Annotated in this window: 18 protein-coding genes; 1 reads left to right on the top strand and 17 read right to left on the bottom strand. The window is 48.2% G+C overall.

What is annotated here, in order from left to right:
• Positions 1–233 (bottom strand): hypothetical protein (locus QP794_RS31230; protein WP_285080643.1); only part of this gene is annotated, 233 nt, incomplete at its 3' end.
• Positions 197–754, bottom strand: a complete 558-nt coding sequence (locus tag QP794_RS31225; RefSeq protein WP_350338907.1) for a hypothetical protein — start codon at positions 752–754, stop codon at positions 197–199. The genes QP794_RS31230 and QP794_RS31225, both read right to left, overlap by 37 nt.
• Before the next feature lie 77 nt (positions 755–831).
• On the opposite strand from QP794_RS31225, the gene QP794_RS31220 reads away from it, so the two are divergent.
• A complete protein-coding gene (locus QP794_RS31220; RefSeq protein ID WP_285080641.1) occupies positions 832–1,431 on the top strand; it encodes a TetR/AcrR family transcriptional regulator in 600 nt (199 codons plus the stop codon).
• Between the two features lie 155 nt (positions 1,432–1,586).
• On the opposite strand, the gene QP794_RS31215 is transcribed toward QP794_RS31220, so the two are convergent.
• From QP794_RS31215 to hslO, 15 genes are all read right to left on the bottom strand, one after another.
• Positions 1,587–2,924 carry a TrkH family potassium uptake protein gene (locus tag QP794_RS31215; RefSeq protein WP_285080640.1) on the bottom strand — a complete coding sequence of 446 codons (1,338 nt, stop codon included), beginning with the start codon at positions 2,922–2,924 and terminating at the stop codon, positions 1,587–1,589.
• Between the two features lie 189 nt (positions 2,925–3,113).
• The gene (gene lysS, locus QP794_RS31210; protein ID WP_053778900.1) at positions 3,114–4,631 is read right to left on the bottom strand and encodes a lysine--tRNA ligase; all 1,518 of its coding nucleotides are present in this window, start codon (positions 4,629–4,631) and stop codon (positions 3,114–3,116) included.
• 121 nt (positions 4,632–4,752) lie between these two features.
• The gene (greA, locus tag QP794_RS31205; RefSeq protein WP_076292137.1) at positions 4,753–5,229 is read right to left on the bottom strand and encodes a transcription elongation factor GreA; all 477 of its coding nucleotides are present in this window, start codon (positions 5,227–5,229) and stop codon (positions 4,753–4,755) included.
• Positions 5,230–5,490: 261 nt separating this feature from the next.
• Entirely contained in the window at positions 5,491–6,492 is a 1,002-nt protein-coding gene (gene dusB, locus QP794_RS31200; protein WP_285080638.1) for a tRNA dihydrouridine synthase DusB, read from the bottom strand.
• Between the two features lie 135 nt (positions 6,493–6,627).
• A complete protein-coding gene (locus tag QP794_RS31195; RefSeq protein WP_029881414.1) occupies positions 6,628–6,831 on the bottom strand; it encodes a helix-turn-helix domain-containing protein in 204 nt (67 codons plus the stop codon).
• Positions 6,783–7,331, bottom strand: a complete 549-nt coding sequence (gene folK, locus QP794_RS31190) for a 2-amino-4-hydroxy-6-hydroxymethyldihydropteridine diphosphokinase (RefSeq protein WP_024633743.1) — start codon at positions 7,329–7,331, stop codon at positions 6,783–6,785. The genes QP794_RS31195 and folK overlap by 49 nt, the downstream gene beginning before the upstream one ends.
• 9 nt (positions 7,332–7,340) lie before the next feature.
• On the bottom strand, positions 7,341–7,703 hold the full coding sequence (folB, locus tag QP794_RS31185) for a dihydroneopterin aldolase (RefSeq protein WP_285080637.1): 363 nt from the start codon (positions 7,701–7,703) through the stop codon (positions 7,341–7,343).
• Positions 7,704–7,805: 102 nt separating this feature from the next.
• Complete coding sequence (gene folP / locus QP794_RS31180) at positions 7,806–8,669, bottom strand: dihydropteroate synthase (RefSeq protein ID WP_285080636.1); 864 nt, start codon at positions 8,667–8,669, stop codon at positions 7,806–7,808.
• Positions 8,666–9,550 carry an aminotransferase class IV gene (locus tag QP794_RS31175; RefSeq protein WP_285080635.1) on the bottom strand — a complete coding sequence of 295 codons (885 nt, stop codon included), beginning with the start codon at positions 9,548–9,550 and terminating at the stop codon, positions 8,666–8,668. Before QP794_RS31175 ends, folP begins: the two co-directional genes overlap by 4 nt.
• A 2-nt stretch (positions 9,551–9,552) precedes the next feature.
• Positions 9,553–10,128, bottom strand: coding sequence for an aminodeoxychorismate/anthranilate synthase component II (gene pabA / locus QP794_RS31170; protein ID WP_024633739.1), 576 nt, complete (start codon positions 10,126–10,128; stop codon positions 9,553–9,555).
• Between the two features lie 48 nt (positions 10,129–10,176).
• Positions 10,177–11,748: an anthranilate synthase component I family protein gene (locus QP794_RS31165; RefSeq protein ID WP_285080634.1), complete on the bottom strand. Its 1,572-nt coding sequence runs from the start codon at positions 11,746–11,748 to the stop codon at positions 10,177–10,179.
• A complete protein-coding gene (locus QP794_RS31160) occupies positions 11,745–11,876 on the bottom strand; it encodes a hypothetical protein (RefSeq protein WP_285080633.1) in 132 nt (43 codons plus the stop codon). The genes QP794_RS31165 and QP794_RS31160 overlap by 4 nt, the downstream gene beginning before the upstream one ends.
• 12 nt (positions 11,877–11,888) lie before the next feature.
• Entirely contained in the window at positions 11,889–12,827 is a 939-nt protein-coding gene (gene cysK / locus QP794_RS31155) for a cysteine synthase A (protein ID WP_285080631.1), read from the bottom strand.
• A 338-nt stretch (positions 12,828–13,165) separates the two neighbouring features.
• Entirely contained in the window at positions 13,166–14,116 is a 951-nt protein-coding gene (locus QP794_RS31150) for a peptidyl-prolyl cis-trans isomerase (protein ID WP_285080630.1), read from the bottom strand.
• A 24-nt stretch (positions 14,117–14,140) separates the two neighbouring features.
• Positions 14,141–15,031, bottom strand: coding sequence for an Hsp33 family molecular chaperone HslO (gene hslO, locus QP794_RS31145; protein WP_285080629.1), 891 nt, complete (start codon positions 15,029–15,031; stop codon positions 14,141–14,143).
• Between the last annotated feature and the right edge of the window lie 77 nt (positions 15,032–15,108).

Here is a 15,108-nt window from a genome sequence, read left to right as displayed (position 1 = left end):
AGCTCTTTTTTTAAGTTTCTTTCGAATCTTATTCGTTTCGCTTGCCGCACCGTGTTTCTCGTGTTTTCTTGGCCGGACTTAGAATATACCATGTACAGTTTCGGAACGCAAGCTTTATTTTCAATAAAGTTTATCATGCAGATCATCCTATCTTCCATGGATGATCCGCGTGATTCCTGCTTAATACAATTCCATGTTACTTCATTTTCTTCACAGGCATCTTCCTCGGCCATAAGCTATAACTGAAGCTGATTATAAAATCGATCCCCAATACGATTCCCCATACTCTTATGAGATTAGAGAATGCCGCAGTACGCTCCGCGTCACCAATCCACCAGATCATTGCGAGCAGGAACAAGCTACCTATGCTCCAAGCCAATAGATGTCTAAACCATCCTACTCTCTCACGACTAGCATGCTCGCTACCGTACACCTTGTTGCTGCGAGGATGTTCTCCACCTTTGAACCAGTACAAGAAGTAACGATCAGCCCAAGCGATCATCTGATGACCATAGGCAATACTCACGCCTATATATATAGCGGCAATGCCATGAACCATACTTGCTGTAGCACCCTGTTGAAGATCCATCACCGTCGCAACCATTAAAAGAACATCCACAATGGGTGTCGCCATTAATAGCGCGATCCCTGTACGTTTCATCCCGAGCAGATAACGCACACTCAGACCTGCAGCGACAAATACCCAGAAAGCAATCTCACATCCAATAATAAAATAGGCAATCAAATAATCCACTCCTTTTATAATACAAATGTATTAAATACAATTTAACACGTTTGTATTATAATAATCAACAATGATATAATCTTTTTATGCCTAAAATAGTTGATCATGACAAACAACGCCAACTCGTAGCCAAAGCAGCCTGGCGCGTCATCCGCAGAGATGGCATGGAACAAGCCTCCGTTCGAAATATCGCCGTAGAAGCTGGTATTTCAGCCGGATCTATGCGCCATTACTTCTCAACCCAATCGGAACTACTCCTATACGCAATGAATCTGGTATCCGAACGGGTTTCGAACCGAATCACACAGATGTCCTTTGATGCTTCCCCGTTGGAGAATATGAAGCTTATGTTGTTAGAACTCTTGCCAAATACGGATGAAAAAATGGCCGAAATGGAGGTGTGGTACGCTTTTACAGCCAAATCCAAGACCGAACCCGCTCTCAAAGAGCATGCCGACAAAGTATATGACGAACTCAGACGCGCGATGGCTACGGTTATTACCTACCTCATGGATCTCAATCTCTCCCGAACAGGTCTCGATAAGGAGCTGGAAATTGAACGACTGTACGCTCTGGTGGACGGTTTGGGAATCCATGCGATTCTTCGTCCTGACCAGATGAACAGCAAGATCATGGAGGACATCCTTACCATGCATCTTGCAACGTTATTCCGGGATGCAGAATAAGAGATTCGGTCACAAGATTAATACAGCTCTATCCCTCACACAGCAGGGCCGAGTAAATGCTTCTTATGAAACAAAAAAACCGTCAGGCATCAGTTGTGACTAACCTAATGAATCATAATAGGGTTAGTGTCCTAGATGCGTGACGGTTTTTCTTTTTATCCAATAATAATCCGGCCTTCCGGATGGCGATACAGTTTTTTCTCTTTGCGTGGACGAAGCGCGTATGCGATGGTTAGAGGCCCAATCCGTCCTATAAACATCGTGAAGGCGATAATTACTTTTCCCCATACCGTTAATTCATGCGTTACTCCTACCGACAGGCCAACTGTACCAATCGCCGAGGCCGCTTCAAACATAAGTGAAAGGAACGGTGCATCCTCTGTCGTAAGTAGTAGCATGACCACAACCATGAATATGATCAAGGAAACCATAATAATCGTCAACGCTCTCATCAGCAGCTCCTTTGGTACACGTTGACGGAAAAACACGATATCTTTATTACCTCGAATCATGGCATACACCGCTCCAATCATGATCAGGAACGTTGTTGTTTTGATTCCGCCCCCGGTTGATCCCGGAGATGCCCCAATAAACATCAACAGAATGAAGAAGAACTGGGTAGCCTGTCTCATCTCGGCAATATCAATGGTGCTCGTACCCGACGAACGTGTGGAGACAGACTGGAAGAAGGAGGCGTAGATCTTTTCACTCCAACTAAGAGAAGCCAGTGTGTGCCCATTGGTGAACTCAAATACAAACAGAACAATTGCACCCACACCAATCAGCGCACCTGACACGGACAATACCAATTTGGAATGCAATGATAAACGACGACGCTTGCGGTACTCAAACAAATCATTCAATACCACAAAGCCAAGTCCCCCGGATATAACCAGCACGGAAGCTGTTACATTAAACAACCAGTCTCCCGTATAATGCTGAAAACTATTACCGAACAGATCGAAACCACCATTATTAAATAATGATACCGAGTGAAAAGCACCATAATACAACGCCTGCCAAAAAGGCATTTCCGTTGCCCAGCGTAGGGCCAATATAACAGCAGCCACCCCTTCAATGGTAAACGAAAAGATTAGCACCTTGCGGATAATACGTACGATGCCTTCCATACTGTCAGCGTTGATAGCCTCTTTCAGCAGCAGCCTGTCCTTAAGCGAGATTCGCTTGCCCAATACCAATGCAAACAACGTTGCGATAGTCATGAAGCCAAGTCCACCTAGCTGCATAAGCACCATAATCACGATTTGACCAAACAGGTTGAAGGTTGTTCCTACATCCACGACGACCAGCCCGGTCACGCATGCGGCAGAGGTAGACGTAAACAGCGCATCAATAAACGCCAAATGCTGGCCGCTTTGATTGGAGATGGGCAGCATGAGCAGAATCGTACCGATCGTGATAATAAGCATAAAACCACCAACCAGAATCAGTGGGGGTGATAGGAATTTAGCAATGTGAAGCCTAAACTTCATGAAGGGCACCTCTTTTAACGTAATACAAACAGGTAGGCAAGAAGATCTGTCACCATACTTATGGCATTCATGTTGTTTCGACGAATCTATCACTTCGATGCCTATGTAAACCTAAAGAGGAACTTGCCAGCAGCATCATACTGAACGGCAGGTTCCTCTTCTATTATGAACGAGTTAAACGTTCCTTATTTAATCCTGTGTACGAGGACGCATGTGCGGGAAGAGCAGTACGTCACGAATGGACGGCGAATTGGTCAACAACATGATCAGACGGTCAATACCGATCCCCAGTCCACCTGTTGGTGGCATACCATATTCGAGCGCACGGATGAAATCATCATCCATTTCGTGTGCTTCGTCATTTCCGTGTTCTTTCTCCAGCAATTGTGCCTCAAAGCGCTGACGCTGATCAATTGGATCATTCAGCTCCGTAAAGGCATTGGCATGCTCACGTCCAACGATAAACAGCTCGAAGCGGTCCGTGAAGCGTGGATCTACATCGCTTTTCTTCGCCAGCGGGGAAATCTCAACCGGATGTCCCATGATAAAGGTTGGCTGAATCAACGTCTCTTCTACAAAATGTTCGAAGAATGCATTCAGAATATGACCAAATGTCATATGCTTTTCAACCGGAACCTTATGTTCTTTCGCCAAACGGTGAGCTTCCTCGTCCGTCATATGCACGGAGAAGTCTACGCCTACAACTTCCTTAACCGCGTCTACCATCGTTACACGGCGCCATTGTGGCGTAAGATCCACTTGATAGTCTGCATATTGGACAACTTGCGTGCCCAGCACTTCCTGTGCGATATGAGCAACCAGATTCTCAGTCAAACGCATGATATCCTGATAATCGGCATATGCCTCATAAAGCTCAATCATCGTGAACTCAGGGTTATGACGTGTCGACATCCCCTCATTACGGTATACACGGCCGATCTCGTATACTTTCTCCAGACCGCCTACAATCAGACGTTTCAAGTGAAGCTCGATCGCAATCCGCATGTACAATTCCATATCAAGCGCATTGTGATGCGTAATGAATGGTCGCGCAGCGGCTCCACCAGCGATGGTGTGCAGCGTCGGAGTTTCCACTTCCAGATAGCCCAGGGAATCCAGGTAACGGCGCATCGACTGAATGATTTTGGAACGAGTAACAAAGGTCTGCTGCACTTCGCGATTCATAATCAGGTCTACATAGCGCTGGCGGTAACGCAGCTCTACATCCGCTAGTCCATGATATTTATCCGGAAGTGGGTAAAGTGACTTGGACAATACTTCGAGATTTTGCACCTTAACCGAAGTTTCACCTGTCTTGGTTTTGAAGATTACCCCAGAAACACCTACAATATCCCCCAGATCGAGCAGGCTGAACGCGGCGTATTTATCTTCCGGCACAGTATCCTGACGAACATAGATCTGGATTCTGCCGCTCAGGTCCTGAATATGTGCAAAGCTCGCTTTACCCATTCCCCGCTTCGCCATAATCCGTCCGGCAATACTGACTTCGATGTGCTTCTCTTCCAGCTCTTCCTTAGTCAGTTCTTCATACTTCTTCAGAATGGAGCCGGCTTCTTCCGTACGTACGTATTTTTGGCCAAAAGGGTCGATCCCCAATTTGCGGAGCTCGTCCAATTTGTCGCGGCGAATTTGTAAAAGCTCACTTAGTTCGGTTTCGGTTTCCTGATTCAAGACTTCATCCGTCATGATCTATATTCATCTCCTTATTTACATTGCAGGCATCTTCCGAGGTATTCTGCCTCAAATGTTGAAAAAAGCTTCCCTAAGGAAGCTTTTGTCTCCGTACCCGACTGCTTCATTGCTTAAATTACTTTTTGATGTCTACAATTTTATATTGAATTACGCCAGCAGGCACACTTACATCAACAACCGTACCTTTTTTCTTACCCAGGATGGCTTTGCCAACAGGGCTTTCGTTCGATATTTTGTTCTGCAGCGGATTGGATTCCGCAGTACCTACAATTGTATATTCCGTGATATCACCGAATTCCAGATCTTCTACAGTAACTGTTGCACCCACGCTTACGGCTTCGGTATCGATCTCGTCGCTGTTGATAATCCGTGCGTTCCGGAGCAATTTCTCCAAAGTAATAACGCGGCCTTCAATGAAAGCCTGTTCGTTCTTCGCGTCTTCGTATTCGGAGTTCTCACTAATATCTCCATACCCGATGGCTACCTTAATCCGTTCAGCCACTTCGCGGCGCTTCACCGATTTCAGCATTTCCAGTTCTTCTTCAAGCTTCTTAAGTCCCTCTGGTGTAAGGATAACTTCCTTATCGCTCATCTCAACCGATTCTCCTGTCATGGGAATAATTTGATTGCACGGCAACGGAACCAGTGCTGTTTACAGAGCTCCGCCCGCATACATCTTCAAAACTATATGAAGTTCTCCGGAGAAACAGAACGTTCCTCCTGATGCACTAGCCTTATGACGCACATGGCGAATTTATACTGTGAAATTATAGGGTAACGGTCTCGAAAAGTCAATGTTACACCCCCTACGGCTGTAAACGTTTTACAGCAGCAGATCAGGATGCATTTTCAGCTACGCCGGTTCTGACTCCAGATTCCCTTCCATATGCAGCTGACCTACAAAGTTCTCCAGAATATGCACCATCTCATCACGTTTGGTTTCTTCCATAATAACGTCCTTGATGCGGGCAGATCCTTTCAGACCTTTCAGATACCAAGCCAGGTGTTTACGCATCTCGCGCACAGCAACAGCCTCACCCTTCAATGCAATCAGGCGGTCCATATGCAAAATGGCAACCCGAATCTTCTCTTCCCCATTCGGGTCAGGAAGCAATTCGCCGGAACTCAAGTATTGAATGGTGCGATACAGCATCCATGGGTTACCCAGAGCAGCACGACCGATCATAACTCCGTCACAACCCGTTTCATCCAGCATACGACGGGCATCTTCCGGTGAAGATACATCTCCGTTCCCGATAACCGGGATGGAGACAGCCTCTTTAACATTTTTGATGTGCGACCAGTCTGCTGTACCTGTGTAGAGCTGCTCACGTGTACGGCCGTGTACACTTACCGCCTGTCCGCCAGCGCGTTCAACCGCAAGTGCATTCTCAACCACGAAGATATGCTCGTTATCCCAGCCGATCCGCATCTTGACTGTAACGGGCTTATCTACCGCGTCCACTACAGCGGATACCATCTCATAAATTTTGTTTGGATCAAGCAACCACCGTGCACCTGCATCACAGCTCGTCACTTTTGGCACTGGGCATCCCATGTTGATGTCAATGATGTCAGCATTGGTTTCTTTGTCCACAATTTTGGCTGCTTCTACGAGGGCTTCACGATCTCCCCCCCAGATTTGCAGGCTCAGCGGTTTCTCCCTCTCATCTACAAACAACATCTCACGTGTCCGCTTGTTACCATGCACGATGGCTTTTCCACTCACCATCTCCGCACATACGAGGCCTGTTCCGAATTCTTTTGCAATTAGACGAAAAGCCGGATTACACACGCCAGCCATCGGCGCAAGTACGACCTGGTTTTTCATTTCAATGTCACCTATTTTAAGCACGGTAGTCGTTCCACTCCTTTTTAAATCCGACTTTTGCATGAATCCTGGTTGTGTTTAGTTTCTTAATGCTTCTTGCTGTATAAAGTATAAAATCAACGAATGATGACGATGTTTTCTTATTAGTAAAAAACGGCGCTAACTTCCCTGTAATTCCTCAATGCTAATCGACAGTACCCCCGCAATAAGATTGAGCTCCCGTTCTGCTACTTTACGGTTGCCTCGCTCAATCATACCCAGAATGGCCAGCGATATGCCCGTCTCGGCAGCAAGCTCCTGTTGTGTTAAACCTTTCAGCTTCCGGAAAGCCCGGATTCGATTGGCCAATTGCACGTTTTCCAAAGCTGTATTCCATCCTTTCCATCCAGTACAGACAACGATGATTGTACAAAGGTATACAAACCTGAATGCTCATCTTCGGTTACGATGTCAGCCAGTGGCACCAATACAAATGCCCGTTCACCCATCCGTGGATGCGGCAATTGCAGCCGTTCGGTATCACTCGTCTCTCCATCCATCCAAAGCAGATCCAAATCGACTGTACGAGGGCCCCAACGGATATCACGAACCCGTCCAAGCCGTGTTTCAATATCCAGTAGTTCCGTGAGCAGCTGCTCCGGCAAAAGTGTAGTCTGTACCGCAGTTGCCATATTCAGAAATGCTGGCTGGTCCACATAACCTACCGGTTCCGTCTCATACAGCGCAGAACAGCGCAGGACGGATATATGAGGATGTGCATCCAGCAACGTTAACGCCTCAAGCAGCGTCTGTTCCCTGTCACCCAAATTAGCCCCTAAAGCAATATAAGCCTCTGAAGATTCAGAGGTCGAATGTGCAATCATGATCGGTTCTCACTTTCTTGTGCGGCGAAGCTCTACAGTTACGCCCCCAAAATGAATATCGAACGGCGGATGCGGCTTCGTCACCTTGACTGTCAATGCATTGATAATAGTATAAGTGTCTAGTAAAGAAGATGCAATATGTTCGCCCAAAGCTTCAATTAACTGGAATGATTTATGTTCAACGATCTGTTTCACCAGCTCATGGATTTCTGCATAATTGATGGTTTTGGTCAAATCATCGTTACGCCCAGCCTCACCCAGATCCATATCGATCTCCAGATCAATATAATAACGCGCCCCCAGCTTCCGTTCCTCGGCAAATACGCCGTGATATCCGTAATACTCCATTCGATGCAATACCATTCGATCCATAAATTCCGCCTGCCCTCTATATATAATGAAATCATGGTTCTATGTTCGTTTCCATTGCAAAACGCTGCGCTTCTACTGGACGGGTCACCGGACCCGTCAGCATCATTTCCTCCGCAAGCCTGGAGATGCATACAGCATGGCATCACACATGTCCGCCGTGCGCCGCATCGGCTTCACATCATGAACCCGAACCATCTGGCAGCCTTGCGCTATGCCAAAGGCAACCGTAGCAGCTGTACCTTCCAGCGCATCATTCGCCTGCACCTGTAAGGTGTTCTGGATGAACCTTTTACGCGATGTTGCCAGCAGAACGGGATACCCCATCTCATTGAGCAACCCAAGCGATGACATGAGCGCCAGATTTTCGTTCAGATCTTTTACAAATCCAATGCCCGGGTCCAAAATAATCTGGTTGGGATGTACTCCAGCCTCCAGCGCAATCTGTACACTCTCCTGAAGATCACGGACCACATCATTCAGATAATTCGTATAGTCTCGTTCTTGCCGATTGTGCATCAGGATCAAAGGACATCCCAGTTCTGCCGCAGTGCGTGCCATTCTAGGGTCAGCCTTGGCACCCCACACATCATTGATGATGTGCGCTCCAGCCTGAACGGCCTGACGAGCTACTTCTGCTTTATAGGTGTCTACCGATATTGGGATATGTGGAGCCTGCTCCCGCAACGCTTCGATGACCGGAATGATCCGACTGAGCTCTTCTTCGGCGCCAACGGCCTCTGAGCCTGGACGCGTGGACTCTCCTCCGATATCAATAAGATCCGCGCCGTCCTCCATCATCTGTATGGCGTGAGTTACCGCTCGCTCCACATTGGTATAACGTCCTCCATCCGAGAAGGAGTCCGGTGTGACATTCAGAATGCCCATAATAAGTGTCCGTGTACCAAGTTTTAGCTCTGCTGGCCCCCACGCATAATTCCGTTCATAGATGACTGGTGTAAGTGTCATGAAGTATACCCCGCTTTCTGCCGGTACATACCCAGAAGCGCTTCTGTAACCGGGCCTATATGTCCGCTGCTTATTACCGTTTCTGTACCATCCTGATCCCGCAGCGCCGTAACCGGAACGAGTTCAGCAACAGAGCCTGTCAAAAAGATTTCATCTGCCTGCAGCAGTTCCTCCCAAGGGAACAAACCTTCCTGGAAAAGCATTCTTTGCTGAGCTGCAAGCTCCAGTACAACGGCTCTGGTGATTCCCGGCAAAATGCCGGTCGCAAGTGCTGGCGTGTAGAGTACGCCCTGTCTCACCCAGAACACATTGCTGACAATCCCCTCAGCTACATGCCCATCTCGGGTTAATTGCAGCCCTTCCACATTTTGCACATGCTGTCCGTATCCGTTCAGTTCACGTTTCGCCAGAATACTGTTCATGTAATGCAGCGATTTGAACCGCACTTCTCCTTCAGGCGTGTTACGAGGTGTCGACAGACGTTGAAGCAATTTTCCATTTTCGTAAAGCGACGGAGAGGGTTCAGGTAGTGCTTTTGCCAATACGATATGATTGGGTTTTACATAATCCCCTGAAGGTAGTCCCAGCGGGGCTTCACCCGCAGATACGGTATAGCGGACATAGGCATCCTGGAGTTCGTTAGCAAGCAACAGGTTACTAATCCAGTCCGTTACCTCCGCTGCTGTTACTGTGAAAGGAATGCCCAATTCACGACACCCTGAAGCCATCCGCTCCAAATGACGTTCCAGCAGAAAAGGAGCTCCCTGATACGTCCGAAACGTCTCGAACAATCCGAGTCCGTACAAAAAGCCGTGATCCGTCACCGGAACCACGGCTGCCGCCATATTGACCAATTCTCCGTTTATCGCGGCATATTTCATCTCTATACCTTTACCTGCTGAGACAGGAAGTTACGCAGCATTTGATGACCGTGATCCGTAATAATGGATTCGGGATGGAACTGAACACCTTCAATCGCATATTCCTTGTGACGCAAGCCCATAATCTCGCCTTCCGCCGTCTCGGCTGTAATCTCCAGACAATCTGGCAGACTGCTGCGCTCGACGATTAGAGAGTGATAACGCGTTGCCGTGAACGGTGATGGTAATCCGCTAAATACGGATGTGCCGTTATGATGCATTTCGGATGTTTTGCCATGCATCATTCGGTCCGCACGAATAACATTGCCTCCGAACGCCTGTCCAATCGCCTGATGTCCCAGACAAACGCCAAAGATCGGAATGCTGCCCTTGAAATGATCAATGACCGCCAGACTAATGCCTGCCTCATTCGGCGTACATGGACCCGGTGAGATCAAAATATGATCAGGTGCCAAAGCCTCAATGCCTGCCAGATCAATCTCATCATTGCGGCGAACTTCCACCGTCTCCCCCAGTTCACCCAGATATTGAACCAGGTTGTATGTGAAGGAATCATAATTGTCGATAACCAGTATCATATCTTTGCTCCTCCTGTCATTCCGTCCACACAGGGAACGGTTGCTTAATTATTTTATTTTAACAGCTTCAGCTTCCTCACTGTAATTCACAGCTCTCATCATGGCCCTTGCCTTGTTGCGGCACTCCCTGTATTCCCGATATGGATCAGAATCAATAACAATGCCTGCTCCTGCCTGTACGTACCCCATACCGTCCTTAATGGAAAGCGTGCGAATGACGATGTTCAGCTCCATGTTCCCACTGTAATCCATCCACCCGATCGAACCTGTATACGGTCCGCGGCGCACAGGCTCCAGTTCTTCAATGATTTCCATGGTTCGAACTTTGGGGGCACCCGTAATTGTTCCACCTGGGAATGTCGCTGCAATTACATCAAATACAGAAAGTCCGTCGGCCAGCGTTCCCTCCACCTGAGACACCAGATGCATGACATGCGAATACTTCTCGATTGTCATCAGTTCCGGCACATGGACCGATCCATAGGCTGCAATTCGTCCGATATCATTCCGCTCCAGATCGACCAGCATAATATGCTCTGCCCGCTCCTTCTCACTGTTCAGCATCTCAGCGGCCATCAACTCATCCTCAGCTTCATCACGCCCTCTTCTCCGTGTGCCTGCGATCGGACGTGCGCTCACCTTGCCCTGATCGACTTTGACGAGCAACTCGGGCGAACCGCTCACCAATTGGAAATCAGGACTCCGCAGCATTCCCATGTAGGGAGATGGATTCACAAGTCGAAGCCACTCATAGATGTGTTCGGGACTGGACTTCAGAAGCTTCTCCTGCCTCAGAGACAAGTTCACCTGAAAGACATCTCCTTGCCGGATATATTCCTGCACGGTACGTACTGCCTGCTCAAAATCTTCTTGCGGAAAAGAAGTATGCCACCCTTCGGTTTCTCGCTCCGAGTCCGCTGTCTGTGGAGTACGATGGATCTGACTTTTGCGATGCTCCAGTGCCTGCTGTTGATCTTCTGCCTGCGCAAATCCCAGAATATGCAGCCATCGCTGCTTCATGGCTGCTGCTCGTTCTTCTGCTTCCGTGTAAAGTCTGCGAAGATCGGCCTCCGTCTGATTTGGCTGCACAGGCATGTGCACCATACAGAACAAGGCCTGCTGCTCATGATCATATGCCCATACTTCTTCAAAACGCATCCACCAATAATCCGGCAGAGCCGGGTTATCTTCAGCCAAGGTCGGCAGCTTCTCCAGGGATCTGGCTACGTCATAGCTTAGATACCCTGCACAACCACCGCCAAAATCTGGGGCCCCGCTCACCTTTGGTGCGCTGTATGGCGCAGCCCATCTTTTTAATACATCAAGAGGCTTACCGTTGTCTGTTGACGTGGATCCCTCTTTCAGATCGTGAATAACAGCTTCATTCCCTTTACCGGAGATAACGGATACAGGGTGTAATCCAAGGAAGGTGTACCTGCCCCCCTTACCGTTCTCCAGCACCATTGCATAAGGGGATGCCTGCTGCCAGGCCCCTTCCCACGTTAACGGTAAACCGCCATGATACGGCCCCTTATCCGACTTGATCATGTAAGGCATCATGGTCCAGCCTTGTCCTGCCCATTCGGTCCAGTCGGCGTATGTTGTCATCAGGTGTGTCATTGCGGTTTGCCGCCTCCATCTGTCGCTAGTTCTATTGTCTGATAGTATACTAAAGCACCGCTGCTTTTAAAAGCATTCAGCAAAAAATCCTCCACACCCGGCATGCGGGCAAGGAGGACTTGTTTCATCTCTTGTTAATCTTAAGATTCGAAGTTGTAAAGTGGTGTGCTCAGGTAACGTTCGCCGTTACTTGGTACGATAACCACAACACGTTTGCCTGCACCCAGCTGTTTAGCCACTTGCAGACCTGCACGAATGGCTGCACCGGAAGAAATACCGGACAGGATACCCTCTTCCTTCGCTACCTGACGAGCAGTCTCGAATGCATCATCATTTTCAATGTGAATGATTTCGTCATAGATTTCCTGATCCAGAATCTCAGGGATAAAGTTGGCACCGATCCCCTGAATTTTGTGAGGACCTGGTTTGCCGCCTGCCAAGATTGGCGAAGCTGATGGTTCAACGGCAACAATTTTAATCTCAGGGAAGGCTTCTTTCAACACTTCACCTGTACCTGTAATCGTTCCGCCTGTACCGATTCCTGCGATGAAAGCATCCAACGTACCGCCTACAGATTGAATTGCTTCAACAATCTCAGGGCCAGTCGTTTCACGGTGGATCTTCACGTTAGCTTTATTTTTAAATTGATCAGCCATGAAATAGGATGGATTTTCCTTAAGCAATTCCTCAGCTTTTTTAACTGCACCATTCATACCTTCGGCTCCCGGTGTGAGCACAAGCTCAGCTCCGTAGGCGCGAAGCAAGTTACGACGCTCCATGCTCATCGTTTCTGGCATAACAATAACAGACTTGTAGCCTTTGGCTGCAGCCACCATAGCCAGTCCGATTCCGGTGTTACCACTTGTTGCTTCGATGATGGTATCACCTGGTTTCAGCTTGCCTTCTTTTTCCGCTTCTTCCACGATGCTAATCGCGATACGGTCTTTTACGCTTGAACCTGGATTCTGGTATTCCAATTTCACGAACACTTCAGCACTGCCTTCAGGTACAATACGGTTCAGACGAACAAGCGGAGTACCTCCGATAAGTTCTGTTACGTTATTAACTACTTTAGCCATATGAATGCCCTCCTTAGTGGGATGAATACTACTTAAGTCCTGTTGCCATATACATGTGTGGCCGAGCAGCCTCTAGATGTTATAAAAGAACTACGGAAATCCGTTAGTGGGTCCATTCCGCTACAACAAACCGGACAGGGCCTGAGGTTTCCGAAGATTTCTTTGTTCATATAAATCGTTTTATTCCGAGTAAACGAGTAGGTATTTGATTATTTTTATCTTATCAACGTTATACCCTATTGTCAATATGAGTACTCAAAAAAATACTCCGCCTTGGGCCCTAAGGCCGTAGACAGAGTATTTTTATCACGATGCAGCAATACGTGCGCTTGCAGGATTCAGGATGCCGGAATCTCAGCGATGACGACAGCCTCATACTTGTTGCGCAGCCTTTCCTCCACCTGGGGCAGTGGATCAGCCTGGCTCAGAGCCAGCTGCATCCGAATCTCTTCGCGGACCTCTTCTGCAGGTTGCACCTGACGCTCTTGTTTGTCGTTCACTTTAATGATGGCGTAGCCCTCTTCCACCTTCACTGGCCCTGCAATATCGCCAACGTCCAGTTGAGCGGCAAGTTTGAGAATTTCTTCGGACTGGAACGGATCATTCTGCTCAATCCAGCCCAGCCGCCCACCCTCATCGCGAGAGTAGCTATCCGTCGATTCACTGCGTGCAGTTTCTTCAAAGTCTGCTCCCTTGTCGAGCTCATCCAGTACCGATTCTGCTTGTTCCTCTTCCTTCAACACAATGATGGACAGATCGTATTTCTCCGGTGAAACATAGTCTTCATGGTGTTCGTTCCAGTAACGCTCGATATCTGTATCCTTGATCTGGATACCGCTTGTGGCAATTTTCTCAAGCAGAAGTCGGTATCCCGCCACCAACTCAAGATCCTGCCTGGATAAACCGAGCTGGGACTGCATTTCGTCAAAATAAGCCTTCTCCGAGTCATATCCATCCATGGCCGCAGCAATTTCTTTCGCAATTTCCTTGGGACTTACCGTCAGATTACGGTCCACCGCTTCTGCATAGACAGCTTTGCGGTTGAGCATCTGGAGCAGCAATTCACTGCCATAACGCCGTTTCAAAGCCTCAGTCCATTCCTTGTCCGTGATGACCTCGCCATTAATTGTTGCTACAGCACTTCCATCTTCCTGATTGGCATCCTGAGACGAATCTGCCCCATCACGTCCAGTCCGCAAGCCTTGCACAATCATTACCGAACCCATCACCAGCATTCCAAGCGTCAAGACAATTACAGCCGTCCATAACCCTTTTTCCTGTCTTGTCATTCCGCGTCCCGTCCCCGCATAGAATCAGTTCTTGGCTTGCTCTAGAATGGTCTCAAGTTGTTCCTTGTTAAAATCGTAAGCTTCGTTACAGAATTGGCAGACCACTTCAGCCTGGCCTTCTTCCTCAATCAATTGTTCCATTTCAGATTGACCCAGACTGATCAACGTTTTCTCTACCCGCTCACGTGAACACTCACAGTGGAAATGAATATCCATTTCGTCCATGATATGTACATCCGGCAGTACGCGGCGAAGTAACTCCTCCAGTCCATGTCCCTCATCCAGCAGCGATGTTACCTGCGGCATTGTACCGATGGCCTTTTCAATCACGGTAATCTCATCATCCGTCAAACCTGGCAGCAACTGAACAATGAATCCACCGGCTACAATCACCGAATTGTCGGTATCCACCAGTACGCCAACACCTACGGCAGAAGGCGTCTGCTCCGATTTGGCAAAATAGTACGTAAAGTCTTCACCAAGTTCTCCCGAAATAATCGGTACACTGCCGCGATAAGGCTCTTTCAGCCCCAGATCCTTGGTTACGTTCACGAATCCTTCTGTTCCAACCGCGCCAGCAACGTCCAGTTTGCCCATACTATTGCTCGGCAGATGGACATGCGGATTGCTTACATAGCCACGTACTTCACCCTTCGCATTAGCATCGGCAACAACCTGTCCAATGGGACCATCGCCTTTGACCTGAATAGTCAGCTTCTCTTCTTCCTTAAGCATAGCACCCATAATGGCTGCTGCTGTAACCGTACGCCCCATAGCAGCTGTAGCCGTGGGAAACGTATCATGTCTTCTGCGCAGTTCCTCAACCAGTTCCGTCGTCTGCACAGCAAAGGCTCTAACTCGTCCATTCATTGCTGTACCGCGAATTAACCGGTCTTGCTTGTTGTTGTTTTCCAAGTCATTCAGCCTCCTTTGGCGTAATTGCCAGTTATAGAAAAAACGGCATAACATATACGACTGTAACCCCAGCCCGC

It is taken from the genome of Paenibacillus sp. UMB7766-LJ446 (genome assembly GCF_030226665.1).
GTDB classification, from domain to species: domain Bacteria; phylum Bacillota; class Bacilli; order Paenibacillales; family Paenibacillaceae; genus Paenibacillus; species Paenibacillus vandeheii.
The sequence above is the reverse complement of the archived record's forward strand: the minus strand, read 5'-3'. Positions and strand labels throughout refer to the sequence as shown.

Coding starts and splice junctions, on each gene's coding strand:
- QP794_RS31220 (WP_285080641.1), top strand. CDS start 832: ATGCCTAAAATAGTTGATCATGACAAACAACGCCAACTCGTAGCCAAA.
- QP794_RS31215 (WP_285080640.1), bottom strand. CDS start 2,924: ATGAAGTTTAGGCTTCACATTGCTAAATTCCTATCACCCCCACTGATT.
- lysS (WP_053778900.1), bottom strand. CDS start 4,631: ATGACGGATGAAGTCTTGAATCAGGAAACCGAAACCGAACTAAGTGAG.
- greA (WP_076292137.1), bottom strand. CDS start 5,229: ATGAGCGATAAGGAAGTTATCCTTACACCAGAGGGACTTAAGAAGCTT.
- folK (WP_024633743.1), bottom strand. CDS start 7,331: ATGATTGCACATTCGACCTCTGAATCTTCAGAGGCTTATATTGCTTTA.
- folB (WP_285080637.1), bottom strand. CDS start 7,703: ATGGATCGAATGGTATTGCATCGAATGGAGTATTACGGATATCACGGC.
- folP (WP_285080636.1), bottom strand. CDS start 8,669: ATGACACTTACACCAGTCATCTATGAACGGAATTATGCGTGGGGGCCA.
- QP794_RS31175 (WP_285080635.1), bottom strand. CDS start 9,550: ATGAAATATGCCGCGATAAACGGAGAATTGGTCAATATGGCGGCAGCC.
- pabA (WP_024633739.1), bottom strand. CDS start 10,128: ATGATACTGGTTATCGACAATTATGATTCCTTCACATACAACCTGGTT.
- QP794_RS31165 (WP_285080634.1), bottom strand. CDS start 11,748: ATGACACACCTGATGACAACATACGCCGACTGGACCGAATGGGCAGGA.
- QP794_RS31160 (WP_285080633.1), bottom strand. CDS start 11,876: ATGAAACAAGTCCTCCTTGCCCGCATGCCGGGTGTGGAGGATTTTTTG.
- cysK (WP_285080631.1), bottom strand. CDS start 12,827: ATGGCTAAAGTAGTTAATAACGTAACAGAACTTATCGGAGGTACTCCG.
- QP794_RS31150 (WP_285080630.1), bottom strand. CDS start 14,116: ATGACAAGACAGGAAAAAGGGTTATGGACGGCTGTAATTGTCTTGACG.